The organism is Pseudideonella sakaiensis, assembly GCF_048320135.1.
GTDB classification, from domain to species: Bacteria; Pseudomonadota; Gammaproteobacteria; order Burkholderiales; family Burkholderiaceae_C; genus Ideonella_A; species Ideonella_A sakaiensis_A.
Genome location: NZ_CP182947.1, coordinates 2,222,005 through 2,246,440, shown reverse-complemented (window position 1 = coordinate 2,246,440; position 24,436 = coordinate 2,222,005). Strand labels below are relative to the sequence as shown.

Here is a 24,436-nt window from a genome sequence, read left to right as displayed (position 1 = left end):
GATAACCGGTCCTGCGGGGCCTTGGAGAAGAGCATGAAGGTTGCAGCATCGGTGAAGAAGATGTGCCGGCATTGCAAGGTGATCCGTCGCAAGGGTGTGGTTCGGATCATTTGCACCGACCCGCGTCACAAGCAGCGCCAAGGCTGAGGCCTGGCCGTCGACGAAGAAATTAGAGGACGCACATGGCACGCATCGCTGGCATCAACATTCCGCCCCACAAGCACACCGAGATCGGCTTGACGTCGATCTACGGCATTGGCCGTACGACCGCGCAGAAGATCTGCAACAACGCAGGTGTTCCGCTCGATCGCAAGATCAAGGACCTGACCGACGCCGATCTCGAGAAGATCCGTGAAGAAATCGGCCGCATGACGATCGAGGGCGACCTGCGTCGCGAGATGTCGATCAACATCAAGCGGCTGATGGACCTGGGCTGCTACCGCGGGTTCCGCCACCGCCGTGGCCTGCCGGTGCGCGGTCAACGCACCAAGACCAATGCCCGCACCCGCAAGGGCCCGCGCAAGTCCGGTGCGCTGGTGAAGAAATAAGCGCATTCGCCGCTGCGTGACCGGTTGACCGGCACGTGGCGCAAACGACGCCCAGTTCGAGAGAAGGTTTCAAATGGCAAAAGCACCGAATACCGCCGCACAACGTGTCCGCAAGAAGGCCCGCAAGAACATTGCGGACGGCATTGCGCACGTTCATGCATCGTTCAACAACACCATCATCACGATCACCGATCGCCAGGGTGGTGCCTTGTCGTGGGCGTCCAGCGGCGGCCAGGGCTTCAAGGGCTCGCGCAAGAGCACGCCGTTCGCTGCCCAGGTGGCAGCCGAGTCGGCCGGCCGCGCTGCCCAGGAACAAGGTATCAAGAACCTCGACGTGCGGATCAAGGGCCCGGGCCCTGGTCGCGAGTCGTCGGTTCGTGCGCTGGCATCGCTGGGCATCCGGATCAACGTCATTTCCGACGTGACGCCGGTGCCGCACAACGGTTGCCGGCCGCAGAAGCGTCGCCGCATCTGATTGCAGCAACGTTTTTCCCGCTTTTCCCCGTGTCGACGGATGCCTTTGCGGGCGCCGTCGGCATTTGTGTTGAAGCCGGCCATGGCATTTTGGTCCTGCGGGATCGGCCGGCTTTGTCTTAAGCCCACCGTCTGAGCGCCCACAACAACACTCGCCAGACTCGCGCAAGCCAGCGGCCTGCGTCAGATTGAACAAGGAAGCAACGTGGCACGTTATCTCGGCCCCAAGGCCAAACTTTCCCGCCGTGAAGGCACCGACCTTTTCCTGAAGAGCGCGCGCCGCCCGATCGGCGACAAGGCGAAATTCGACAGCAAGCCGGGCCAGCATGGCCGCACCTCGGGCTCGCGCACCTCGGACTTCGGTCTGCAGCTGCGTGAAAAGCAGAAGGTCAAGCGCATGTACGGCGTCCTCGAGCGCCAGTTCCGCCGCTATTTCGCCGAGGCCGAGCGCCGTCGTGGCAATACCGGTGCGAACCTGCTGACGCTGCTCGAGTCGCGTCTGGACAACGTCGTCTACCGCATGGGATTCGGCTCGACCCGCGCCGAAGCGCGCCAGCTGGTGTCGCACAAGGCGATCGAGGTGAACGGCAAGGTCGTCAACATCGCTTCCTACCTGGTCAAGGCTGGCGACACGGTTGCCGTGCGCGAGAAGTCGAAGAAGCAGCTGCGCATCGTCGACGCCGTCAAGCTGGCCGAATCGATCGGCCTGCCGGGCTGGATCCAGGTCGATGCGTCGAAGCTCGAAGGTGTGTTCAAGAAGACGCCGGATCGCGATGAATTCGGCAGCGACATCAAGGAAGCGCTGATCGTCGAGTTGTACTCGCGCTGATCTGTCGCTGTCTTGCACCGGCTGCGAAAACTCGCGGCCGGCTGCCAAAGGTTCTGTTTATGGTCGTCCGGACAGGAACACGAGAAGTGTCTTGTCCGGCTGGTCCCTCAGCCTTATCGGTGTAACGAACCGAGGGTATTGAAAGAAAGACCTCATGCAAACGAATTTGCTCAAACCCAAAGCCATTCAAGTAGAACCGCTCGGCAACGACCGGGCCAAGGTGACGCTCGAGCCTTTCGAGCGAGGATATGGGCACACGCTGGGCAACGCGCTGCGGCGCGTGCTGCTGTCGTCAATGGTCGGTTATGCACCGACCGAAGTGACGATCGCCGGCGTGCTGCATGAGTATTCGGCAATCGACGGTGTGCAGGAAGACGTCGTGCACATCATGCTGAACCTGAAGGGCGTGGTATTTCGCCTGCACAACCGTGACGAGGTCACGCTGGTCGTCCGCAAGGAAGGCGAGGGCCCGGTCACCGCGGCCGACATCCAGGTGCCGCACGATGTCGAGATCATCAATCCCGAGCATGTGATCGCCAACCTGTCGCAAGGCGGCAAGCTCGACATGCAGATCAAGGTCGAGAAGGGCCGTGGTTATGTGCCGGGCAACCTGCGCCGCTACGGCGACGAGCCGACCAAGTCGATCGGCCGCATCGTTCTCGATGCCTCGTTCTCGCCGGTTGCACGCGTCAGCTATACCGTCGAAAGCGCTCGTGTCGAACAGCGTACCGACCTCGACAAGCTGGTGATGGAAATCGTCACCAACGGCGCGATCACGCCCGAGGAAGCGATCCGCGCATCGGCGAAGATCCTGGTCGAGCAGCTGATGATCTTCGTCGGCCTCGAGCACGAGATCGACCTGAACAATCTGCCGGGCAAGTCGCGCGACTCGCAGTCGACGATCGACCCGCTGCTGCTGCGTCCGGTCGACGAGCTCGAGCTGACGGTGCGTTCGGCGAACTGCCTGAAGGCCGAGAACATCTATTACATCGGCGACCTGATCCAGCGCACCGAAACCGAACTGTTGAAGACGCCGAACCTCGGCCGCAAGTCGCTCAACGAGATCAAGGAAGTGCTGGCTTCGCGCGGGCTGACGCTCGGCGCGCGGCTCGAGAACTGGCCGCCGCAAGGCCTCGATAAAAGGTAAGAACCAACCGCGTTCGCGCGGTTGAGAAACGGGCATCAACCATCAGCGGCCGCCCACCGCAACCGCCAGTACCTGATACGGCTGGCGGCATCAACAAGGAAAGGAACGCAAATGCGCCACCGTCACGGACTTCGCAAACTCAACCGCACCTCGGAGCATCGCCAGGCGATGCTGCGCAACATGTGCAATTCCCTGATCACGCACGAGGCGATCAAGACCACGGTACCGAAAGCCAAGGAACTGCGCCGCGTCGTCGAGCCGCTGATCACGCTGGCCAAGGACGCCACGCTGGCCAATCGCCGCATGGCCTTCAACCGCACCCGTGACCGTGATGTCGTCGCCAAGCTGTTCGGCGAACTCGGCCCGCGCTACAAGGCCCGCCCGGGCGGCTACACGCGCATCCTGAAGATGGGTTTCCGTGTTGGCGACAACGCGCCGATGGCTTTTGTCGAACTGGTCGACCGGCCGGAAGTTGCTGCCGAGCCGGCAGAGGCCGCCGAAGAATAAATCGCAGATTTCACTCTGGTTTTCCCTCGAGGGGCAGCCAGTTGTGATAAACTGCTGGATTCAGTCGCGGGGTGGAGCAGTCTGGTAGCTCGTTGGGCTCATAACCCAAAGGTCGTAGGTTCAAATCCTGCCCCCGCAACCAAAGATCCAAGTCCCGCCGCACGGCAACGTGCGGCGGGATTTTTTTCGCCTGCGTTTGTTGAACGCGTCGGAGGCTGCGACAACAGGAACCTCGCGGGCCAGCTTCGGCTAAGCCGAAGCGGCCGCGCCAGCTTGAACGGTCAGGACTGGTCCCAGATCACCTTCTTGCCGGACGATTCCCAGTTCGCGAAATGCACCGCATAAAGCTCCTCGATGCGATTCCGCTTGATCTTGAAGGTCGGCGTGATCACGCCGCTTTCGACGGTCCACGGTTTGGTCACGACAACGACGCAGGCGAGCCGTTCGTGCGGATCGAGTTTTTCATTGATGCCGGCGAGGTGATCGGCCAGCGAGGACTCGAGCGAGGACTTCTCCGACGGGTCGCTGATGCGCTGCGCAGCCGCCTCGTTCAGCATCACGATGCCCAGCGGCTGGCCGAGGTTGGCGCCGGTGACGACACAGGCTTCGACGGCATCGTGCATGCCGAGTTTTTCCTCGATTGGCGCCGGCGACACGTATTTGCCCTTGCTGGTCTTGAACAGGTCCTTGACCCGGCCGGTGATCCGCAGGTTGCCGTCGGCGTCGATGCTGCCCTTGTCGCCGGTGCGCAGCCAGCCGTCCTCGGTGAAGGCGTCGCGGGTCTGCTGCTCGGCCTTGTAGTAGCCCTTCATCAGCGCCGGGCTGCGCATCTGCACCTCACCCGAGTCCTTGTCGATGCGCGTTTCGACGCCGTCGTATTGCGGGCCGACCGTGCCTTCCTGGTTCTTGCCGGAGATCGTCAGGTGCGATACGGCAAGATTTTCGGTCATGCCGTATCCCTCGTTGATCGGCAGCCCGAGCTGCCGGTACCAGCCGAGCAACGGGGTCGGCATCGGCGCGGCGCCGCCTGCCGCAAAACGGCATTCATTGAGGCCGAGCCCGGTCAGCACCTTCTTCTTGATCACGCCGTTGATGATCGGAATCGACAGCAGCAGGTTGAGCTTGCTCGGTGGCAGCTTGTTGTGGATGCCTTGCTGGAACTTGACCCACAGGCGAGGCACCGAGAAGAAGATCGTCGGCCGTGCCCGCTGCAGGTCGGCAGCGAAGGTATCCAGCGATTCTGCGAAATAGACGTGGAAGCCGGTATGCAGCCAGCCGTGTTCGACCAGCACCCGCTCCACCACGTGGGCGAGCGGCAGATACGACAACATGCGGTCGTCGCTGTTCATCTTGGTCCGCTTGATGCCGGCGTCGACGGCCCAGGCGAAATTGCCGAAGGTGTGCATCACCCCCTTCGGCATGCCGGTCGTGCCGGAGGTATAGATCAAGGTCGCGAGATCGTCGGCGTCGCGCAGCGGCTGGCCGGTCATCGGTTCGTTCTTCTGGCAGATCGCCTCCCAGCCGGGATACGACTTCACCGCATCGGCCGGCGACAGCGGATAGCTGATGCACGGCATGTCGGCCGGTATGCCCGGTTTCATGCTTTCCCAGCCATCGAGCTTGCCGACAAAGCAGGCCTTGGATTCGCTGTGTTCAAGGATCTGCCGCACCGTCTCGGCGGCCAGCGTCGGGTAAAGCGGTACCGAGACATATCCTGCCATCCAGATCGCCAGGTCGCTGAGCAACCACCAGCTGCAGTTTTTCGACAGGATCGCGACCTTCGATCCCGGCTCCCAACCCTGCGCCTTCAGGTGGCTCGCCATCCGTCGAACCTGGTCACCAACCTGCGCCCAGGTCATCTCGGAGATTTCGCCATTGCCCATTGGCTGGGTCAACACGACGCGGTCGGCGGCGGTGCGCTCCCAGTGGTATAGGCGCTGCAGGGCCAGCAGATCGGGACTGGTCTTCGACATGTTCGGGAGCTCCTGTGGAATGAAGGCATGTGCCGCAGACGGTCGTCGCCAGGGCACGGTTTCTTGAAACGAACCAATGCAGACTTGTAACCGCAATCGCCCATCGCAGATATCGGGCCTTTCACCCGCTGTACCCTCAGCTCCCCGCGCGATTCGGGTTTGTCTGCACCCGCCGTTTGTTGCAGGCTTGACGTTCAGGCATCATCGGAACGGCACCCGGCCGAGCGGCCTGCCGGAAACCCGCACGAAGCAATGACCACCGTCTTTTTCCAGCAGCAGCAGATTCCGGATGAGGTATTTGACGACCGCGTCCGCCGCGCGATCGGCGCGCTGCGAACACTGGGCCTGCGCGATGGCGACGTGCTCGCGCTGATGATGCGCAACAGCCCTGAACTGCTCGAGCTGATGGTGGCCGCGCGGGCACTCGGCGCCTACTGGTGTCCGATCAACTGGCATTTCAAGTCCGACGAACTGCGCCACATCCTGCGCGACAGCGGCGCCAGTCTGCTGGTCATCGATGCCCCGCTGTGGGCCGAGCGCAGCGACGCGGCACCGCACGGGCTGCCGGTGCTGTTTTCCGGCGCTGCGACCGGGCCGGACACGCCGACATGGCCGACGCTGCGCGATGCGGCAGCGCCGGATCGCGGCCCCGACGCGCCACCTCGCGGCGCAATGCTCTACACATCGGGAACCACCGGGCAGCCCAAAGGCATCCGCCGCCAGCCGTCGACGCCCGAGCAGGCGGCGCGCAGCCTCGAGCGGCTGCGCCAGGTGATCGGCTGCGAAGCCGGCATGCGGGCGCTGCTCAGCGCGCCGATGTACCACAGCGCGCCGAATTCGTTTGCGATGGCGGTCGCCCAGCACGACGGCCTGCTGGTGCTCGAGGATCGGTTCGATGCCGAGCAGACGTTGGCGCTGATCGAGCGGCATGCGATCACCCATGCCTATCTGGTACCGACGATGTATGTGCGGCTGCTGCGGCTGCCGGAACAAGTCCGTCGCCGTCACGACCTCAGCTCGCTGCGTTTTGTCAGCTCGACCGGCTCACCCTGTCCGCCTGAAGTCAAGCGGGCGATGATCGAATGGTGGGGGCCGGTGATCCACGAAGCCTATGGTTCCAGCGAGCTCGGCTACATGACGCTGCTCGACAGCGAGCAGGCCTTGCGCAAGCCCGGATCGGCCGGGCTGCCACTGGCAGGCGTCGAGATCCGCATCCTCGATGCCGATGGCAGTCCGATGACGCGCGGCAGCGCCGGGATGATCTACGTCAAACCCGAGCTGCTGGCCGACTTCAGCTACAACCAGGGCCAGGCGGCGCGCGCGGCGATGGAGCGCGACGGCTTTCTGACGATGGGCGACATCGGCTACCTCGATGACGACGGCTTCCTGTTCATCGTCGATCGTGCCGCCGACATGGTGATCTCGGGCGGCGTCAACATCTATCCGGCCGAAATCGAAGCGGTGTTGCAACTGATGCCCGGCGTTGCCGACTGTGCGGTATTCGGCATTCCCGATGCCGAGTTCGGCGAGGCGCTGGCGGCGGCGGTGATGCCGGCCGCCGGGGCGCAACTCGATGCAGCGGCGGTTCAGGCCTATCTGCGGCAGCGACTGGCCGGCTACAAGGTGCCGGCGGTCGTCGATTTCCATGCCGAGATGCCTCGTGAAGATACCGGCAAGATCTTCAAGCGCAAGTTGCGCGAACCCTACTGGGCTGGCGCCGCGCGGCGCATCTGACGGGCAAGACGCCGCCGGCCGGGGCCCGGCCGGCGCTTTCTGTAGCATCCGGTGCTGATCCTGCAACGAGCCCGCCAATGAGCCTTGAAACCATCGAACGCCAAACCGGCGACCAACCGACCGCCTCGCTGATCGTGCTGCACGGCCTTGGCGCCGACGGCAACGACTTTGTCCCACTGTGCAACGAGCTCGATCTCGCATCGGTCGGGCCGGTGCGCTTCGTGTTTCCGCATGCGCCGATGCAGCGCGTGACGATCAATGCCGGCATGGTGATGCGCGCCTGGTACGACATCCTGTCGCTCGGCGATGGCGTCGACCGCCGCGAGGACGAGCAGGGGCTGCGAGCGTCGATGGCCGAGGTCGAGCAGCTGATCGCGAAGGAGCGCAGCCGCGGCATCGATGCCTCCCGGATCGTGCTGATGGGTTTTTCGCAAGGTTGTGCGATGACGCTGATGACTGGGCTTCGTCATGCCGAAACACTCGGCGGCCTGGTCGGCCTGTCCGGCTATCTGCCGTTGGCCGACCGGTTCGCCGCCGAACGCCACCCGGCGAATGCGGCGACGCCGGTTTTTCTTGCCCACGGCGCCTACGACCCGGTGATCCCGATCGCGCGCGCGATCGCCAGCCGCGATGCGCTGCAGGCCAGCGGCCAGCCGGTGCAGTGGCATCAATACCCGATGGAGCATTCGGTCTGTGGCCCGGAACTGGCCGATCTGAACAAGTGGCTGCTGAAGGTGCTCGGCTGAGTCCGCCGGCAATTGGCCATCGATGGGCCTGAAACCGCAGCAACTGCGCGGGCGGGCTCGCAGCTGGGCCATCGGCCTGGTGCTGCTGCTTGGCACGGCGCTGTTGCTGCTCAGCGTCAACCAGCCGGCGCCGCCGGTGGCGGAGCGGCTTGCCTGGCGGCAGGCCTTCGTCGCCGCATTGCACGGCCCGCTCGACGAGGCCCCTCCTTACGACGACCGGTCGCTGCGTTTTGCCGATCTCAGCCTGCGGCAATTCGTGCCACTGGCCTTGCCCGGCAATACGGTCAGGCTGCGGCTCAGCAATCAATTCGGCGACGGCCCGCTGCGGATAGCTGCCGCGCAGTTGGCATGGCGGGCGCCGGTCGGCGGCGCGGCCATCCGCCCGGGCAGCGCCCGGCCGCTGCGCTTCACTGGCCAGCCGACGGTGACGCTGGAGCCGGGCCGGACCGTGCTCAGTGACCCGGTCGAACTGCCTGCGGTGGCGCCGGACACCGATCTGGCAGTCAGTTTTTATCTGAATCAGCCGACGCCGCGCGCCAGCTGGCACCTGGTCGGCAGCCGCAGCAGCTACCGCTCGCCGCCCGGCAACCACATCGAGTCGACCGTGCTGCCACAGGCCGAGATGAGCCGCAGCCTGTTTTTCATTGCCGGCGTCGAGGTGCTGGCCGATGAAGCGGCTGCCACCTGGGTCGGCTTCGGGGATTCGATCACCGACGGCAATGGCCATCGCCTGGACGCCGACGCGAGCTGGCCCGGGCAAGTCAGCCAGCGCTGGCGGCAGGGACGAAGCGGGCCGCCGGTCGGCATGCTGAATGCGGGAATGAGCGGTAACCGGCTGCTGTCGGCCGAGGTTGGTCCAAGTGGGCTGCAGCGCTTCGATCGCGACGTGCTGGCGCTCGACGGCGTGCGCGGTGTCGTGATCCTGATCGGCATCAACGACCTCGCCGGCACGGCCGACGCCGAAGACATGCCCGCTACCGTGCAGCGGCTGATCGACGGGCAGACCGAGCTGGCCCGCCGCGCACGCGAACGCGGGCTGAAGGTGGTCGGCGCCACATTGACGCCAGCGCAAGGCGGGGTTTATGGTCGGGTCGAAGTCGAGGCCGGGCGCCAGCAGCTGAACCGCTGGATCCGCTCGGCCGGGGTATTCGATGCCGTCGTCGACCTCGACGCGGCGCTGCGCGACCCGGCTGCACCGCATCGGATCCGCGCCGAATTGACCCGCGACGGCCTGCATCCCGACGATGAGGGTTACCGTGTGATCGGCGCCGCCGTCGTCAAGACGCTGGCCGACGCCGGTCTGCAACGTTGATCCCGCACCGAACCATTTACAAGAATCGAGTCGAACCGACATGCTCAGCAACCAAGACCTCCAGGCCCTGAACCACGCCAACCACCACGATCCGTTCGCGGTGCTCGGGCTGCACACCGACGACGGTGGCAGTCTGTGGGTGCGCACCATGCTGCCCGGAGCCAGCAGCGTCGCGGTGGTCGACGCCGAAAACGAGCGCCGCCTGGTCGACTTGACGCTGCGCGACGGTGGTGCGCTGTGGGAAGGCAAGATCCCGCGCCGCAAGCAGCGTTTCGATTACCGGCTGGCGGTGCGCTGGGCCAGCGACCCGGCCGATACGCCGGAGTCAATGTATGTCGACGCCTACAGCTTCGGCCCGCAGCTGACCGACGACGAGTTGTATTACCTTGGTGAAGGTTCGCACCTGCGGCCGTTCGAGAGCCTCGGCGCGCATGCGATGCGGGTCGGCGAGATCGACGGCATCCGCTTCGCACTGTGGGCGCCGAATGCACGCCGCGTCAGCGTGGTCGGCTCCTTCAATTCATGGGACGGGCGGCGCCACATGATGCGGCTGCGCCACGGCAGCGGCATCTGGGAGATCTTCGTGCCGCACGCGATGATCGGTGACGCCTACAAGTTCGAATTGCTCGATCGTTCGGGTTCGATGCTGCCGCTGAAGGCGGATCCGTATGCGCGCGCCGCCGAGATGCGCCCGGCCACCGCCAGCATCGTCGCCGCAATGCCGCCGGCAGCGCCATTGCCCGAAGGGCGTGCCGATGCGAACAGCCGGCATGCGCCGATCTCGATCTATGAAGTCCACCTCGGCTCGTGGCGGCGCCATCCCGATGGCAGTTTCCACAGCTGGGACGACCTCGCGGCGGCTCTGCCGACCTATGTCGCCGACCTCGGCTTCACGCACATCGAGCTGTTGCCGATCACCGAACACCCGTTCGATGGCTCCTGGGGCTACCAGACGCTCGGCATGTATGCGCCGACCGCGCGTTTCGGCCCGCCGGAAGGTTTTGCCCGCTTCATGGACGCCTGCCGTGCGGCTGGCATCGGCGTGCTGCTCGACTGGGTGCCGGCCCACTTTCCGTCCGACCCGGTCGGCCTCGCACAGTTCGACGGCACCGCGCTGTACGAATATGCCGATCCGCGCGAAGGTTTCCACAAGGACTGGAATACGCTGATCTACAACTTCAGCCGCCACGAGGTTCGCAATTTCCTGGTCGGCAGCGCCTTGTACTGGATCGAGCGGCAAGGCATCGACGGTCTGCGCGTCGATGCGGTTGCATCGATGCTGTACCGCGACTATTCGCGCAACCCCGGCGAATGGGTGCCGAATGTCGAAGGCGGCCGCGAGAACCTCGAGGCGATTGCCTTCCTGCGCCGCACCAACGAGGTCGTCGGCGTCGAATGCCCCGGCGCGATGACCGTCGCCGAGGAGTCGACGGCGTTTCCAGGCGTCTCCGCGCCGACCTACCACGGCGGGCTCGGTTTCCACTTCAAGTGGAACATGGGCTGGATGCACGACACGCTGAAATACATGGAGCAGGACGCGGTGCACCGCAAGTGGCACCACGACAAGATGAGTTTCGGCCTTGTCTATGCATTCAGCGAGAATTTCGTGTTGCCGCTGTCGCACGACGAAGTCGTGCACGGCAAGGGCTCGATCCTCGGCAAGATGCGCGGCGACGACTGGCAGCGCTTTGCCAACCTGCGCGCCTATTACGGTTTCATGTGGGGCCACCCGGGCAAGAAGCTGCTGTTCATGGGCCAGGAATTTGCGCAACCGACCGAATGGAACCACGATGTCGAGCTGCCGTGGCATCTGCTCGGCGACGAGCGCCACGGCGGTGTGCTGCGACTGGTGCGCGACCTCAATGCGCTGTACAAGTCGCAGCCGGCGCTGCACAAGCTCGACTGCGACGGCGCAGGTTTCGAATGGATCTCGTCGCACGATGCCGACCATTCGGTTTTTGCGTGGCTGCGCCGCGATGGCGACGGCAACGCCGTGATGGTGGTCAGCAATTTCACGCCGGTCCCGCGCGAGGGTTTCCGCATCGGCGCGCCCGACGGTGTCGACCGCTGGCGCGAGGCGCTGAATACCGATTCGTCGTTCTATGGCGGCTCAAACCTCGGCAACGGCAGCGGCGAGATTGCGGTCGACGACCAGCCTGCCCATGGCCGATCACGTTCGGTCAGCCTGACGATTCCGCCGCTGGCGACGCTGTTCCTGCTTCCCGGCTGAGTCGGGCCGTCTGCGGAAAGCGTGCCGTCAACGCTCCGGCCAGCCCTCGACACCGATCAACGGCACGAAGGCGACGTCGCAAAGCAGTTCGCGGTGGAAGCCATCAGCGCCCAGCCGCGTCAGGCGCACCAGATCCTGCCAGCCCATGCTGTTCGCGACCGGCATCACCAGCCGACCGGCCGGCGCCAGTTGGTCGAGCAGCGCCTGCGGCACGCTGGGCCCGCCGGCGGTGACGACGATCGCGTGATAAGGGCCGGCGGCCGGCCAACCGAGGGTGCCGTCGCCAATGTGGACATGGACGTTGGTGCAGCCCAATGCGGCCAGCTGGTTGGCTGCGCGGCTGGCCAGTTCGGCGATGCGCTCGACCGTTTCGACTTCGGCCGCCAGCTCGCCGAGCACCGCCGCGGCATAACCTGAACCGGTGCCGATCTCGAGCACATGTTCATTGCCGCGCAACTGCAGCGCCTCGCACATCAGCGCGACGATGTAGGGCTGCGAGATCGTCTGCCGCAGGCCGATCGGCAACGGGTGGTCGCTGAAGGCGGCATCGCGCAATTCCGCCGGCACGAAGGCCTCGCGCGGCACCTTGCGCATTGCATCGAGAACGCGTGGATCACGTACCCCACGGGCCGCGATGTCCTGATCGACCATTTGCCCACGCAGGCGGTCGTCCGCTGTCATGCGGCCAGTATCGCGCCATCTGGCCCCCGAGGCATCCCCTGCATGCCAACGCAGCCCGCCTCGGTATTGACCTGACGCAAGCCGCTGCCGGCGATTTGGCCGATGCTCGGCCAATGCACCTGCTGCACAAACGCCACGCGCCCGCTTCGTCGGCTAAGCTGGCATTCCACTGCGCACGATCGTCAATGAATGGCTGACACCGCCGCGAGGAATTGGCTACGCCGGGGAATCATCCTCCTGCTCGCAGTCGGCGCGCTGGTCGCGCTGGGCTGGTGGCTGACCCGCCCCGAGCCAGTCGTGGTGCTGGTCAGTCCGGTCGGCCGCGGCATCGTTGAAGCCAGCGTCGCCAATACCCGTGCCGGCACCGTCGAGGCCTGCCAGCGGACCCGGCTGTCGACGATCGCCGGTGGTCGCATCGAGGTGCTGGCAGTCAAGGAAGGCGACCGCGTCAGCAAGGGCCAGTTGCTGATGCGGCTGTGGAACGACGACCTGAAAGCCGAACAGGCTTTTGCACGGGCGCAGCTCGCCACCTCGCGCAGCCGCGTCAACGAGGCCTGCACGATGGCCGATCTCGCGCGCCGCGAGGCGCGTCGGCAGCAGGAGTTGTTCGAGCAGGGGTTTGTCTCGACCGGCCGGCTCGATACCGCAAATGCCGAGGCCAAGGCCCGCGCGGCCGGTTGCGCGACCGCAAAGGCCGATGTCGCGCAGGCGCAGGCCCGGGTCGAGGTCGTCGGCGTCGCCGAGCAGCGCAGCATGCTGGTCGCGCCGTTCGACGGCACGATCGCGAAGATCGTCGGCGAGGTCGGCGAATATTCGACGCCATCGCCTCCGGGTGTGCCGACACCGCCGGCGATCGACCTGATCGACGACTCGTGCCTGTATATCCAGGCGCCGATGGATGAAGTCGACGCGCCGAAGATCCGCCCGGGGCAGTCGGTGCGCATTTCGCTCGATGCCTTGCCGGGGCAGTCGTTTCCCGGCACGGTGCGCCGCATTGCGCCCTATGTGACGGCGGTCGAGAAGCAGGCGAGAACGGTCGAGGTCGAGGCGGTGTTCGACGATCCAAAGGCTGCCGGCCGGCTGCTGATCGGCTACAGCGCCGACATCGAAGTGATCCTCGATCTGCGCGAGAACGTGCTGCGGGTGCCGACCTCGGCCTTGCTGCAAGGCGGCCGGGTGCTGCTGCTCGAAGGCGGGCAATTGATCGAACGAACGGTCAAGACCGGTCTGGCCAACTGGGAATACACCGAGATCACCGACGGCCTGAATGCCGGCGACCGCATCGTCACCTCGCTCGACCGCGACGGCGTGAAGCCCGGCGCAGCGGCGGTCGAGGACAGCAGCGCGAAGCGGTGACGGGCATGGCTGGCAACGATGCAGCAACGAGCGCCACGCAGATCGAGCTGGCGCAGATCGAACGCATCTTCCATCTCGGCGACAGCGTCGTGCGTGCGCTCGATCGCGTTGACCTGCGGATCGCCGCCGGTGAATATATTGCGGTGATGGGGCCGTCAGGCTCCGGCAAGTCGACGCTGCTGAATGTGCTGGGCCTGCTCGATCGGCCCGACGCCGGCCACTACCGGCTCGAGGGCCGCGACGTGACGACGTTGTCGGCCAACGAGCAGGCGGCGGTGCGCAGCCGGCGCATCGGCTTCATCTTTCAGAGCTTCCACCTGGTGCCGCGGCTGACCGCCGCCGAAAACATCGCGCTGCCGATGGTGCTGGCCGGCATCAGCGGCCCGCAACGTCAATCGCGTGTGCGTGATGCGCTGGCCGGCGTTGGCCTGACCGATCGCGCCGACCATCGGCCGGATCAGTTGTCTGGCGGGCAGCGGCAACGCGTCGCGATCGCCCGCGCGACGATCATGCAGCCGGCGATGCTGCTGGCCGACGAGCCGACCGGCAACCTCGATCGCCATACCGGCGAGGAGGTGCTGCGCCTGCTCGAACAGCTCAATGCCGGCGGCGTCACGTTGATCGTCGTGACCCACGATGCCGCGCTTGGCGCACGGGCGCAGCGCCGGCTGCTGATGGAGGACGGTGCGATCCGCCACGATGAACGGCAGCAGCCCGCGGTCCCCGCCAGCAGCAATGCGCACGACTGATCTTGCCGGCTTTGCCGTTGCCGCGGCCCGCGGCAGCCCGCTGCGCACCGTGCTGCTGATGCTGGCAATGGCGATCGGCGTTGCCGCTGTGGTCACGCTGACCGCGCTCGGTGACGGCGCGCGCCGCTATGTCGTCCGCGAATTCAGCGCGATCGGCAGCAACCTGGTGATCGTGCTGCCCGGGCGCACCGAAACCGGCGGCGTCAATCCCGGCAGCTTCATCAGCGGCACGCCGCGCGACCTGACGATTGCCGATGCGCAGGCGATGCTGCGCGCACCGAGCGTGCGGCGCGTCGCGCCGCTGGCGGTCGGCACATCCGAATTGTCGGTTGGCGGACGCTTGCGCGAGGGCATGGTGATCGGCTCGACCGCCGAATTCATCGAGGTGCGCCAGTTGCAGATCGCGCAAGGCCGCTTTCTGCCGCGCGAGGACTGGGAGCGCGGCTCGCCGGTGATGGTGATCGGCGCGAAGGTCGGCGCCGATTTGTTCGGCAAGCAGCCGGCGCTCGGCAACTTCATTCGCGTCGGCGACCGGCGCTTCCGGGTCATCGGCGTGCTGGCGTCGACCGGCAGCGGGCTCGGCATGAATACCGACGAGATGGCGATCGTTCCGGTGGCGAGCGCGCTGGCGATGTTCAATACCAACAGCCTGTTCCGCGTCCTCGTCGAGGCGCGCAGTCGCGAAACGATCGACGCCGCGAAGCGTCAGATCGCCGAGATCGTGCAGGCGCGCCACGATGGCGAGCAGGATGTCACGGTGATCACGCAGGATGCCTTGCTGGCGACTTTCGACCGCCTGATCGGCACGCTGACGCTGGGCGTCGCCGGTATTGCGGCGATCAGCCTGGCGGTGGCCGGCATCCTGGTGATGAACGTGATGCTGGTCTCGGTGGCGCAGCGGCGCAGCGAGATCGGCCTGCTGAAGGCGCTCGGTGCGACGCCGGCGACGATCCGCAGCGCCTTCCTGGCCGAGGCCGCCTTGTTGTCGGCGGCCGGCGCGGTATTCGGCTACCTCGGCGGGTTGGCCGGCGCCGCGGCGATCCGCGCGCTGTACCCGGTTTTTCCGGCCTATCCGCCCGACTGGGCGGTGGTCGCCGGGCTCGGTACCGCGTTGATCACCGGCATCGTGTTCGGCGTGCTGCCGGCACGCAATGCCGCCCGGCTCGACCCGGTGCTGGCGCTGGCCCGCCGATGATCGCCGCCGACAGCGTCCGCTTCGCCTGGCGCGCGATCACTGCGCACCGGCTGCGCAGCTTTCTGACGCTGGCCGGCATCGCGGTCGGCATTGCCGCGGTGATCCTGCTGACCTCGATCGGCGAAGGCATCCATCGCTTCGTGCTCAGCGAGTTCTCGCAATTCGGCACCAATGTGATCGGCATCGCGCCAGGCCGCATCGGCACCCGCGGCGGCCCGCCTTCCGGACTGCCGACATCGGTGCGTCCGCTGACACTCGACGATGCCCGCGCGCTGGAACGCGTGCCCGGCGTCAGCGGCGTCGTGCCGACCGCCTGGGGCAATGCCGAGGCGCAGGCCCGCGGCCGGGTCAGGCGAACGACGATCTACGGCGTCGGTGCGGCGGCGCTCGAAGTCTTCAACATGCAGATCGCGGTCGGCCAGTTTCTGCCCGCCGATGCCGACGAGCAGGCACGCAGTTTTGTCGTGCTCGGTCCGAAGCTGAAGCAGGAACTGTTCGGCGCAGACAACGCGCTCGGCGAGCGACTGCGCATTGCCGGGCAAAGCTTCCGTATCATCGGCGTGCTGCAGCCGAAGGGGCAGTTTCTCGGCATCGACCTCGACGATACCGCCTTCATTCCGGCCGCGCGCGCGCTCGAACTGTTCAACCGCGACGGGCTGACCGAAATCAACCTGACCTATGCGGCTGGTGCATCCGACCAGGCGGTCGCGGCCGGCGCCGAAGCGGTGCTGGCGGCGCGCCACGGCCGCGCCGATTTCACCGTGACGACGCAGCAGGAGATGCTGGCAACGCTGTCGAACATCCTCGACATCCTGACGATGGCAGTGGCCGCGCTCGGCAGCATCTCGCTGCTGGTCGGATCGGTCGGCATCGTCACGATCATGACGATCGCGGTGGCCGAACGCAGCCACGAGATCGGTCTGATGATTGCGCTCGGCGGCCGCCGCCAGACCATCCTGTGGCTGTTCCTCGGCGAGGCGGTCGTGCTCGCGGTGCTTGGCAGCCTGCTCGGCGTCGCGATCGGTTATGGCCTCGCGCTGCTGATCAGGCTGCTGCTGCCTGCGCTGCCAGTGGCCACACCGCTGCTCTATGTCGTGCTCGCGGTGGCGAGCAGCGCATTGATCGGCCTGCTCGCCGGCGTGTTGCCGGCGCGCGGCGCGTCGAGGCTCGACCCGGTCGACGCGCTGCGCACCGAATGACGTAGCGCGGCTTCCGGCTCAGACGCGGATCACCTCGCCCTTCAGCGACCAGAGGATCGCCAGCACTTCGTTGCGGGCATCGGGTGCGATGCCGTGGGTGTCGAGTGCCGCCATCGCATCGTCGATGACGCTGACGAATTCCTGCTCGCTGACGTTCATGCCGCGGTGCGTGGTCAGCATGTCTTCCCCGCTGTAGGTCTCGGGCCCGCCGGCACCGGCGCAGAAGAATTCGACCACCCGGCGCTCGACGCGTTCCAGGTTTTCGCTGTTTGCGTACCGTGTCTTGACGATCGGATTGGCCATGTGATTTTCGATCAGCGTGCGGGTGATGCGGGCAATGCCCTCGTGGCCGCCGAGGCGTTCATACAGCGAGGTCTGGGTCTGGTTCATCTGTAGCTCCTTGTCGACTGTCGGATGACCGGTTGGTCAAGCTTGGTTCACGCTACGCGCTTGCGCAGCAGCACCAGCCACGATGCGTACTCGACCAGCCCCTGCTCGTCAGCTCGCTGCTGTTGATCGATCGAGGAAAAATGGCGTGGCGTCGTGGATTGGCGAACCAGCGTGGGTTCAGCGATTGGGGTGGCGGCAGAACTGCCGGGTCTGGCTGGCGTTGGTTGTTGGTGGTTCATGCAGATCTCTCCTGTTGAAACCCGCCGTTTGATTCGGCGTGCCATCAGGATGCCGATCCAGCGTTCCTGAGCCGTTCCTGGCCAACGACGGTTGCATCAGCGCGTTCTCCCGCCCACACTCGCTTCATGACTTCCACACCGTCCTGGGCGTCCGGTGATTCGTCGCCGCAGCTGGCCGTCCACCTGCTCGGCCGCTTCGCGGCCAGCGTTGACGGCAGCGAATTGCCGGCCGAGCGCTGGCCCAGCCTGCGCGCGACCCATCTGGTGCAGTTGCTGAGCCTGCAGCCACTGCGGCGGATGACGCGCGACCAGATCATCGACGCGTTGTGGCCGAAGCTCGATCCCGATGCCGGGGCCGCCAATCTGCGCAAGGCCCTGCACCATGCGCGGCAGGCACTCGGCCGCCACGACGCGATCGTCGCGCAGCGCGGGGAAATCGAGTTGTGGCCAGGCCGGCCGGTGGCGGTTGATGCCGAGTTGTTCGAGCGCCAGGCCGACGCCGCGCTGGCCCGCCGCGACAGCGCCGAATGCGCAGAAGCGGCGCGTGCCTACCCGGGTTTGCTGTTGCCAGGTTCGCAATACGAGCCATGGACCGAGGCAGCGAGGGAACGCCTGCATGCCCGTTTGGTCGAGCTGCTGCGCATCAGTGCGCAGTGGGAAAAACTGGTCCGGCTCGAACCGACCGACGAACCCGCCCATCGTGCGCTGATGCAGCGTGAACTCGAGGCGGGCAATCGGGCCGCGGCGATCCGCTGGTATGGCAGTCTCCGCGGCGCGCTGCAGCAGACGCTGGGTGTTGCGCCCGATCCGCAAACCGATCTGCTGTATGAGCGCTGCCTGGCGGACCTCAGAGACGACACGCCGACGTTTGTCGGCCGCGCCGCGCCACTTGCGAAGGTCCTGTCCTGGCTGGGGGCCGCACCCGAGCAACGGACTGGTGGCGTCGCGCTGCTCGGCCCGGGCGGTATCGGCAAGACGGCGCTGTGCCGCGAAATCGGCGTGCAGTTGCGCGCGCAGCACTGGAAGGTGCTGCACATCGAGGTGGCGCGTACCGGGCTGGCCTATGCAGCGATTGCGGCGATCGCCGAAACGTTGCTGCTCATCGACCGTGGGCTGCTCGATCGCATCGGCCCCGGTGCGCGCAATGTGCTGGCGCTGCTGAACCCGCTGGCTGCGCCAGCCGACCCGCTGCCCGGGCCGCTCGGCCGGCACCAGGTCGTCGGCGCGATCCGCCGCCTGTTGATGGCCTATGCGGGAGGCGCCGACCTGCTGCTGCAGGTCGATGACGTGCACCTCGCCGACGATGCCGATGTCGATGTATTGCTGCAGGTGGCGGCGGCTGGCGCGCCGGTCTGTGTATTGTTTGCTGCGCGTCCGCCAGCATCGGGCACGACGCTGGCACGCGGCATCGCGCGACAACACCGGGCCGGCGGATTGCAGCTGCTGGATCTGGAGCCATTGGATGACGACGAATGCCGACGCCTGGTGCTGCGCAGCACGACGGTGCCGCTGGAACCCGCCATCGTCGAGCGGGTCTTGCGTGCCGCCGAGGGCAATCCGTTTGCCGCGATCGAGATGACACGCTGCGCGGCGTCTGCCAGTGGCCAGGGGCTGCCGGCGAGCGTTGCCGACGCGATCCTCGAGCGACTGTGCGATGTCCCCGATGAGGCATTGACCCTGCTGAAGTGGCTCGCCTTGTGTGGCGACCGCTTCAATGTCGCGACCGTCGAGGCTGTCGCAGCGTGCACGAATGCGGCGCCGATGGCCGCGCTCGACGCCTGCCTGATGGCCGGTGTGCTGGTGCCTTCGGGTGTCTTCTACCGCTTCCGCCACGACCTCGTGCGCGAGATGCTGGTCGAGCACCTCGCGCCGCATCACCGCGTGACGATGCATCGCGAGATGGCGCGCCTGCTCGCCGAGCAGGATGCACCGCCTGCAGAGGTGGCACGCCACTGGCTTGCCGCAGGTGGCGGGCGCGATGCCGCACCGTGGCTGCTGGCCGCCGCGCGCGACGCCGTGCGGCTGGCTGCCTTCAGCGATTCGCTGCGGCATCTGGAACAGCTGCTCGACATCGATCCCGGCGACCTGCAAGGGCTGCGGCTGCGTGCCGAAGCACTCGATGCGATCGGCGACCCGGCTGCGCTTGCGGCATACCGAACGGCCGCTGCAGCCGCCGATGCCGCCGGCCAACCGGGTTCACACGATCTGCTCGCGAAGGCTGCGCTGGCACAGGTCAAGCAGGGCGATCCAAAAGGTGCACTGGTCCTGCTGCAGGGTCTGCAGCCGACCAGCGTCGAGGGCCGGCTGTGCGAAGCGCTGGCCTTCAGCGGGGCGGCGGCTCTAGGCGCGACCGACCCTGCGATGGGAACCGAGAAGGCCGCGATTGCGCGCAGGCTCGCGTTGCAGACCGGCGATACCGCATCGATCGTCGTTGCATCATGGGCGCAGGCGGCTGCTGCCCATGCACGCGGCGAACTGCGCGAAAGCGTCTGGGCCGATCTGCACGAGACGAGTGCAATGCCGCAGCTGGCGGTGCGTGTGTTCGATGGCCATCTGTGCATCACGCAGCGGTTTCTTTATGGCGCGCGGCCTTATGCCGACGTCATTGCCTTTGCAGAATCACTGGCGACTGAAGCGCGGCGGCTCGGCGCCGCGCGGGGTCATGCCTTCGGCACCACGCTGCGCGGCGAGGCCGAGTGGCTGGCCGGTGACCTCGCTGCGGCGCGCCAGCATCTGCGCGAAGGGGCGCGGCTGCACCACGCGATCGGCGGCGCCGTTGGTGAGGCCTTGTCGCTGCAGCGGCTGTCGGAACTGTCCCATTTCGAAGGTCGGCGCACCGATGCCCGCGCGCTGCTCGACGAGGCGCTCGACCTCGCGCGGCAGACCGACATCGGATTTCACCTGCTCGACAGGATTTATGGCACACGCATCGCCCAGCGTGCCGACGACCGCGATGCGGCACTGCAGGCGATGCACGATGCCGAAGCCTCTGTGCGCGGGCCGCTGGAAACCTGCCCCGGCTGCCGCATCACGTTTGCGGTTCCGGCAGCGATCGCTGCGGCGCGCGCCGGCGAAGTCGAGATCGCCGAGCGCCATGAGAAGCAATGCGCCTACCTGGCCGATGTCGTGATGCGGCTGCCGGCCTGGCATGCGGCGCACGATGAGGTGCGGGCGCATCTCGGTATCGCCCGGCAGTCCGATCCGAACGAAACGATCGCGCTGTTCACTGAGGCGGCCGGGCGCTTCAGAGCCGCCGGCCATCCGATCGACGCGGCGCGTTGCGAGAAGCTTGCCGCGAATCCGGCGTGAGCCCCGACTCGACGCGTGTCGCGTGGGCTCGCGCCGCTGGCCCGGATGCTGAACTGCTCGAACCGATCGCGGTGCTGGTCAAGCCGGTCGGCACCGTCGCCGCCCGCGGCAGATTTCAGTCCGAAGCGGCGGCCTTGCCGCTGGAGCCGGTCTTCGTCGACCGCTTGGTCGCTGCATTCGGAGCGGTCTTCCGCGTCTGTCCTGCAGCCGACTTCAACGCGGTCGGCCCGACCTTCTTGCGCGCGCGCGTAGAGGCCCTTGCCGCTGGCGCGGTGGCCGATTCGGGTGGCAGCAGCCGGCCGATGATCTGCTCGCATTGCGCCTGGTTCATGTAGCGCGGCACCGGGTAACCGGTGTGTGCCTCCTGGCAGGCGGCTTCGGCCAGCGCCGGAATATCGTCCTTGCGCAACGCCTCCAGGTGGGTCGGAATCGCGAGATCGCGGTTCAGTTGGTCGATGCCGTCGAGGAACTTCCGCGCCAGTGAATCTTCATCCTCACCGTCGGCGCCGAGTCTTGCGCGCACCGCCAGCCTCGCCAGCCGATTCGTCACCGCGGGAGCAGAATACCGCAGCACATGAGGCAACACCATCGCATTGGCCAGTCCGTGCGGCGTGTGGTATCTGCCGCCGAACTGGTGTGCGATCGCATGCACATAGCCGACATTGGCTCTCGTGAAGGCGATGCCGGCGTAGGTCGATGCCAGCGACATGTTTTCGCGGGCCTGCAGATCCGTGCCGTTGCTGTAGGCGGTTCTCAGGTTGGCGAAGATCAGTCCGACCGCGGTCAATGCCATGCCGTCCGTGGCGGGTGAATGCCAGTTGCCGAGGAAGGCCTCGACCGCGTGGGTCAGCGCATCGATGCCGGTGGCTGCCGTCACGTGCGGCGGCAGGCCCGTCATCAGATTGGCATCCAGCGCTGCCATCTTCGGCACGATCCGGGTATCGACGATGACCAGTTTGCTTTGCCGCTCCGGGTCGGAGATGACGGCTGCGACGGTCACTTCCGAGCCGGTGCCGGCGGTGGTCGGAACGGCGTAGATCGGCACCGGGCTGTGCAGGCCCTTGAAATAACCCGCCAGTGCGCGCAGCGATTTGCCCGGATTGGCGATCGACACCGCGATCGCCTTTGCCGCATCCATCGACGAGCCGCCGCCGAAGGCGATGATCGCGTCGCAGCCGTGCTCACGGTAAAACGCGATACCGCGTTCGACCAGCGGGATCGGTGCATCCGGCGTGATCTCGTCGAACACGACGTGGTCGGCGCCGCCGGCGGTCAGCGCATCGCTCAGGTCCTTCAGCAGGCCGAGACCGGAGACGACCTTGTCGGTCACGATCAGCAGCTTTGCATGGCCGAAACCCGCCACCGCCTGGCCGAGCCGACCGCTCGATCCTGGTCCGACCAGCAGCGTCGGTTGCGGAATCGGCAGCAGGCGGGTCACCTTGCCGGCGCCCTTCATCAACACCCGAAGCCCGGAGGCGCGAGCCGATTCCGGAATGAAATCAAGAAACATGGAAGCCCCAGTGCGGTGACAAGCATGCGCATCGCGACGTCTGCGCTGGCCCGATCATGACAGAGCGGCAATGTGGCGGGTCTGCGGCCGCATGCAATCGGTCGAAAGGCGATGCTTCAGAGCGTGAAGTCGTAATCGATCGTCAGTGGCGCATGGTCCGAAAAGCGCTGTTCCTTGTAGACCGAGACGGTTTTTGCATGCGCGGCGATGCCGGGCGTGGCCAGTTGGTAGTCGAGCCGCCAGCCGACATTGTTGGCCCAGGCCTGGCCGCGGTTGCTCCACCAGGTGTAGGCCTCACCGCCGTCGTGCGGGCGCAGCCGGCGGTGCACGTCGACCAGGCCGAGTTCGTCGATTGCCCGCGTCATCCAGGCGCGTTCCTCGGGCAGGAAGCCGCTGTTTTTCTGGTTGCTGCGCCAGTTTTTCAGATCGATCTGCTGGTGGGCGATGTTGATGTCGCCGATCAGGATGAATTCGCGTTCGTCGCGCAGCTTGCTCAGGTGCGGATAGAACAGCTCGAGAAACCGGAATTTGGCCTGTTGCCGCTCCTCGCCGCTCGAGCCGCTCGGGAAATAGCAGCTGATGATGCTCAGCCGGGGCAGCGTCTTGTGGCCGGGTCGGTCGAAGCGGGCTTCGACATAACGCCCTTCGTCGTCGAATTCGGGGTGGCCGAAACCGAAGTTGACCGCGGTCGGCTTGTGCCGGCTGTAGATGCCGACGCCGGAATAACCCTTCTTCTGCGCGCAGTGAAAGTGGCCATGCATGCCGGCGATCTGCTCGAAGCGGCCTTCGAGGTCGCCGGCCTGGGCCTTCAGTTCCTGCACGCCCATACAATCGATTTGCATGCTTTCGGCCCATGGCAGCAGGCCCTTGTTGGCCGCCGAGCGGATGCCATTCAGATTCAACGAGGTAAGACGGAACACGCAGATGCCTTCGATTTCCCCCGCCAATCATCCGGCCTCTCAGCCGTCCGCAGCGGACGCGCTGGCGCTGGAATTCGTCCGTTTCTCGGTCGATGCCGGGGTTTTGCGTTTCGGGGAGTTCAAGACCAAGGCAGGACGGCTGTCGCCGTATTTTTTCAATGCCGGTCTGTTCGACGACGGCAACAAGCTCGGTCGTCTGGCCGAATTCTACGCACGCCGCCTGCTCGCCTCCGATCTCGACTTCGACATGATCTTCGGCCCGGCCTACAAGGGCATCACGCTGGCCGCTGCGATCGCCATCGAACTGGCGCGCCGCGGCCGCAACGTGCCGTATGCCTACAACCGCAAGGAAGCAAAGGACCACGGCGAGGGTGGCAGCCTGGTCGGCGCGCCGTTGCGCGGACGGGTGCTGATCGTCGACGACGTGATTTCGGCCGGCACCTCGGTGCGCGAATCGATCGCGCTGATCCGCAGCGCAGGTGCCGAACCGGCGGGCGTGGCCATCGCGCTGGACCGCCAGGAAAAGGCCAGCGAGCGGGGTGTCGACTCGAGCTTTTCTGCGGTACAGCATGTCGAACGCGAACTCGGCCTGCCGGTCGTCGCGGTCGCGACGCTGGCCGATCTGCTGCGTTATCTGCAGCAGCAGTCAGATCCGCAACAGGCCGCCTTTTTGCCGGCAGTTTCAGCCTATCGGGATCGCTACGGCGCATGACAATCGGAACCCAGTCCCACCGATTGCCGGTTCCATGTCGCATCCCCTGATCATTGCCAGCATGCTGGTGCTGCTTGCGCACCCAGCCTCTGCAGCGATCTATACCTGCACCGACAAGAACGGGCGCAAACACACCGCAGACCGACCGATCGAGGCTTGCCTCGAGGTTGATCAGCGTGTGCTCAATCCCGACGGCAGCTTGCAGCGCATCGTGCCGGCCGCGATGTCGCCGCGCGAACGGATCGACGCCGAGCGGCGCGAGCGCGAAGCCGCGCGCGAGCGGATGGCGCGCGACGAGGCGATCAAGCGCGACCGCCTGTTGCTGCGCCGCTATCCGACGCCGGCTTCCCATGAGCAAGCCCGCGCCGAAGCCCTGCGTCTGGTACACGATGCGGTTCAACTGACGCAGCGCCGCGTCGAGGAGCTGCAGCAGGCCCGCAAGCCGCTCGAAGAAACGGCCGCAACCTTTGCCGGCAAGCCGTTGCCGGGTGACCTGAAGCAGAAGCTCAATGCCAATGACGCGATGCTGAAGGCTCAGCAGTCGCTGGTGCAGAACCAGAACCTTGAGGTCGCACGCATCAATGCGGTGTTCGACAAGGAAGCCGAACGGCTGCGGCCGATGTGGAAGACCGAGCCCTGAAGCTCGTCGCCGGGACCGGCCGCCGGCCGGTGCGGC

General features: G+C 66.1%; 23 protein-coding genes and 1 tRNA gene. 18 read left to right on the top strand and 6 right to left on the bottom strand.

Annotated elements, in window-relative coordinates; genetic code table 11:
• Positions 1-33: 33 nt before the first annotated feature.
• From rpmJ to ACNH6H_RS10015, 7 genes are all read left to right on the top strand, one after another.
• On the top strand, positions 34-147 hold the full coding sequence (gene rpmJ, locus ACNH6H_RS10045; protein WP_418317363.1) for a 50S ribosomal protein L36: 114 nt from the start codon (positions 34-36) through the stop codon (positions 145-147).
• Positions 148-182: 35 nt separating this feature from the next.
• A complete protein-coding gene (gene rpsM / locus ACNH6H_RS10040) occupies positions 183-548 on the top strand; it encodes a 30S ribosomal protein S13 (RefSeq protein ID WP_418317362.1) in 366 nt (121 codons plus the stop codon).
• Between the two features lie 73 nt (positions 549-621).
• Positions 622-1,023, top strand: a complete 402-nt coding sequence (rpsK, locus tag ACNH6H_RS10035; protein WP_309698992.1) for a 30S ribosomal protein S11 — start codon at positions 622-624, stop codon at positions 1,021-1,023.
• Between the two features lie 204 nt (positions 1,024-1,227).
• A complete protein-coding gene (gene rpsD, locus ACNH6H_RS10030; RefSeq protein WP_418317360.1) occupies positions 1,228-1,851 on the top strand; it encodes a 30S ribosomal protein S4 in 624 nt (207 codons plus the stop codon).
• 154 nt (positions 1,852-2,005) lie between these two features.
• Positions 2,006-2,998, top strand: a complete 993-nt coding sequence (locus tag ACNH6H_RS10025) for a DNA-directed RNA polymerase subunit alpha (RefSeq protein WP_418317358.1) — start codon at positions 2,006-2,008, stop codon at positions 2,996-2,998.
• Between the two features lie 111 nt (positions 2,999-3,109).
• A complete protein-coding gene (gene rplQ, locus ACNH6H_RS10020; protein ID WP_418317357.1) occupies positions 3,110-3,505 on the top strand; it encodes a 50S ribosomal protein L17 in 396 nt (131 codons plus the stop codon).
• Between the two features lie 65 nt (positions 3,506-3,570).
• Positions 3,571-3,647: transfer RNA gene (locus ACNH6H_RS10015), tRNA-Met, on the top strand.
• Positions 3,648-3,786: 139 nt separating this feature from the next.
• On the opposite strand, the gene ACNH6H_RS10010 is transcribed toward ACNH6H_RS10015, so the two are convergent.
• Positions 3,787-5,478, bottom strand: a complete 1,692-nt coding sequence (locus tag ACNH6H_RS10010; protein ID WP_418317356.1) for an AMP-binding protein — start codon at positions 5,476-5,478, stop codon at positions 3,787-3,789.
• Between the two features lie 252 nt (positions 5,479-5,730).
• On the opposite strand from ACNH6H_RS10010, the gene ACNH6H_RS10005 reads away from it, so the two are divergent.
• The 4 genes from ACNH6H_RS10005 (at position 5,731) to glgB (ending at position 11,500) form a co-directional block, all read left to right on the top strand.
• Positions 5,731-7,212 carry an AMP-binding protein gene (locus tag ACNH6H_RS10005; protein ID WP_418317355.1) on the top strand — a complete coding sequence of 494 codons (1,482 nt, stop codon included), beginning with the start codon at positions 5,731-5,733 and terminating at the stop codon, positions 7,210-7,212.
• 77 nt (positions 7,213-7,289) lie between these two features.
• The gene (locus tag ACNH6H_RS10000; protein WP_418317354.1) at positions 7,290-7,958 is read left to right on the top strand and encodes an alpha/beta hydrolase; all 669 of its coding nucleotides are present in this window, start codon (positions 7,290-7,292) and stop codon (positions 7,956-7,958) included.
• 22 nt (positions 7,959-7,980) lie between these two features.
• A complete protein-coding gene (locus ACNH6H_RS09995; protein WP_418317353.1) occupies positions 7,981-9,270 on the top strand; it encodes a GDSL-type esterase/lipase family protein in 1,290 nt (429 codons plus the stop codon).
• Positions 9,271-9,310: 40 nt separating this feature from the next.
• Positions 9,311-11,500 (top strand): 1,4-alpha-glucan branching protein GlgB, encoded by a 2,190-nt coding sequence (gene glgB, locus ACNH6H_RS09990; protein WP_418317352.1) that lies wholly within the window; start codon positions 9,311-9,313, stop codon positions 11,498-11,500.
• 27 nt (positions 11,501-11,527) lie between these two features.
• On the opposite strand, the gene ACNH6H_RS09985 is transcribed toward glgB, so the two are convergent.
• Positions 11,528-12,181, bottom strand: a complete 654-nt coding sequence (locus ACNH6H_RS09985; RefSeq protein WP_418317351.1) for a protein-L-isoaspartate(D-aspartate) O-methyltransferase — start codon at positions 12,179-12,181, stop codon at positions 11,528-11,530.
• Positions 12,182-12,370: 189 nt separating this feature from the next.
• Here ACNH6H_RS09985 and ACNH6H_RS09980 point away from each other — a divergent pair, with 189 nt between their 5' ends.
• From ACNH6H_RS09980 to ACNH6H_RS09965, 4 genes are read left to right on the top strand one after another with little or no spacing between them, the layout of a single operon-like run.
• On the top strand, positions 12,371-13,537 hold the full coding sequence (locus tag ACNH6H_RS09980) for an efflux RND transporter periplasmic adaptor subunit (RefSeq protein WP_418317350.1): 1,167 nt from the start codon (positions 12,371-12,373) through the stop codon (positions 13,535-13,537).
• Between the two features lie 5 nt (positions 13,538-13,542).
• On the top strand, positions 13,543-14,286 hold the full coding sequence (locus ACNH6H_RS09975; RefSeq protein WP_418317349.1) for an ABC transporter ATP-binding protein: 744 nt from the start codon (positions 13,543-13,545) through the stop codon (positions 14,284-14,286).
• On the top strand, positions 14,273-15,481 hold the full coding sequence (locus tag ACNH6H_RS09970; RefSeq protein WP_418317348.1) for an ABC transporter permease: 1,209 nt from the start codon (positions 14,273-14,275) through the stop codon (positions 15,479-15,481). Before ACNH6H_RS09975 ends, ACNH6H_RS09970 begins: the two co-directional genes overlap by 14 nt.
• Positions 15,478-16,680 carry an ABC transporter permease gene (locus ACNH6H_RS09965; RefSeq protein ID WP_418317347.1) on the top strand — a complete coding sequence of 401 codons (1,203 nt, stop codon included), beginning with the start codon at positions 15,478-15,480 and terminating at the stop codon, positions 16,678-16,680. The genes ACNH6H_RS09970 and ACNH6H_RS09965 overlap by 4 nt, the downstream gene beginning before the upstream one ends.
• Positions 16,681-16,698: 18 nt before the next feature.
• On the opposite strand, the gene ACNH6H_RS09960 is transcribed toward ACNH6H_RS09965, so the two are convergent.
• Together ACNH6H_RS09960 and ACNH6H_RS09955 are read right to left on the bottom strand one after the other, a co-directional pair.
• Positions 16,699-17,070, bottom strand: coding sequence for a group I truncated hemoglobin (locus tag ACNH6H_RS09960; RefSeq protein ID WP_418317346.1), 372 nt, complete (start codon positions 17,068-17,070; stop codon positions 16,699-16,701).
• 47 nt (positions 17,071-17,117) lie between these two features.
• Complete coding sequence (locus tag ACNH6H_RS09955) at positions 17,118-17,309, bottom strand: hypothetical protein (RefSeq protein WP_418317345.1); 192 nt, start codon at positions 17,307-17,309, stop codon at positions 17,118-17,120.
• Positions 17,310-17,435: 126 nt separating this feature from the next.
• Between ACNH6H_RS09955 and ACNH6H_RS09950 the strand changes: the two genes are divergently transcribed.
• Positions 17,436-20,618, top strand: coding sequence for an ATP-binding protein (locus ACNH6H_RS09950; protein WP_418317344.1), 3,183 nt, complete (start codon positions 17,436-17,438; stop codon positions 20,616-20,618).
• A gap of 115 nt (positions 20,619-20,733) precedes the next feature.
• Here ACNH6H_RS09950 and ACNH6H_RS09945 read toward each other — a convergent pair whose 3' ends face one another.
• Together ACNH6H_RS09945 and ACNH6H_RS09940 are read right to left on the bottom strand one after the other, a co-directional pair.
• Positions 20,734-22,128 (bottom strand): iron-containing alcohol dehydrogenase, encoded by a 1,395-nt coding sequence (locus ACNH6H_RS09945; RefSeq protein ID WP_418317343.1) that lies wholly within the window; start codon positions 22,126-22,128, stop codon positions 20,734-20,736.
• A gap of 116 nt (positions 22,129-22,244) precedes the next feature.
• Complete coding sequence (locus ACNH6H_RS09940) at positions 22,245-23,048, bottom strand: exodeoxyribonuclease III (RefSeq protein WP_418317342.1); 804 nt, start codon at positions 23,046-23,048, stop codon at positions 22,245-22,247.
• A gap of 4 nt (positions 23,049-23,052) precedes the next feature.
• Between ACNH6H_RS09940 and pyrE the strand changes: the two genes are divergently transcribed.
• Positions 23,053-23,760, top strand: a complete 708-nt coding sequence (gene pyrE, locus ACNH6H_RS09935) for an orotate phosphoribosyltransferase (RefSeq protein ID WP_418317341.1) — start codon at positions 23,053-23,055, stop codon at positions 23,758-23,760.
• Positions 23,761-23,794: 34 nt separating this feature from the next.
• Positions 23,795-24,400, top strand: coding sequence for a DUF4124 domain-containing protein (locus ACNH6H_RS09930; RefSeq protein ID WP_418321277.1), 606 nt, complete (start codon positions 23,795-23,797; stop codon positions 24,398-24,400).
• Positions 24,401-24,436 lie beyond the last annotated feature (36 nt).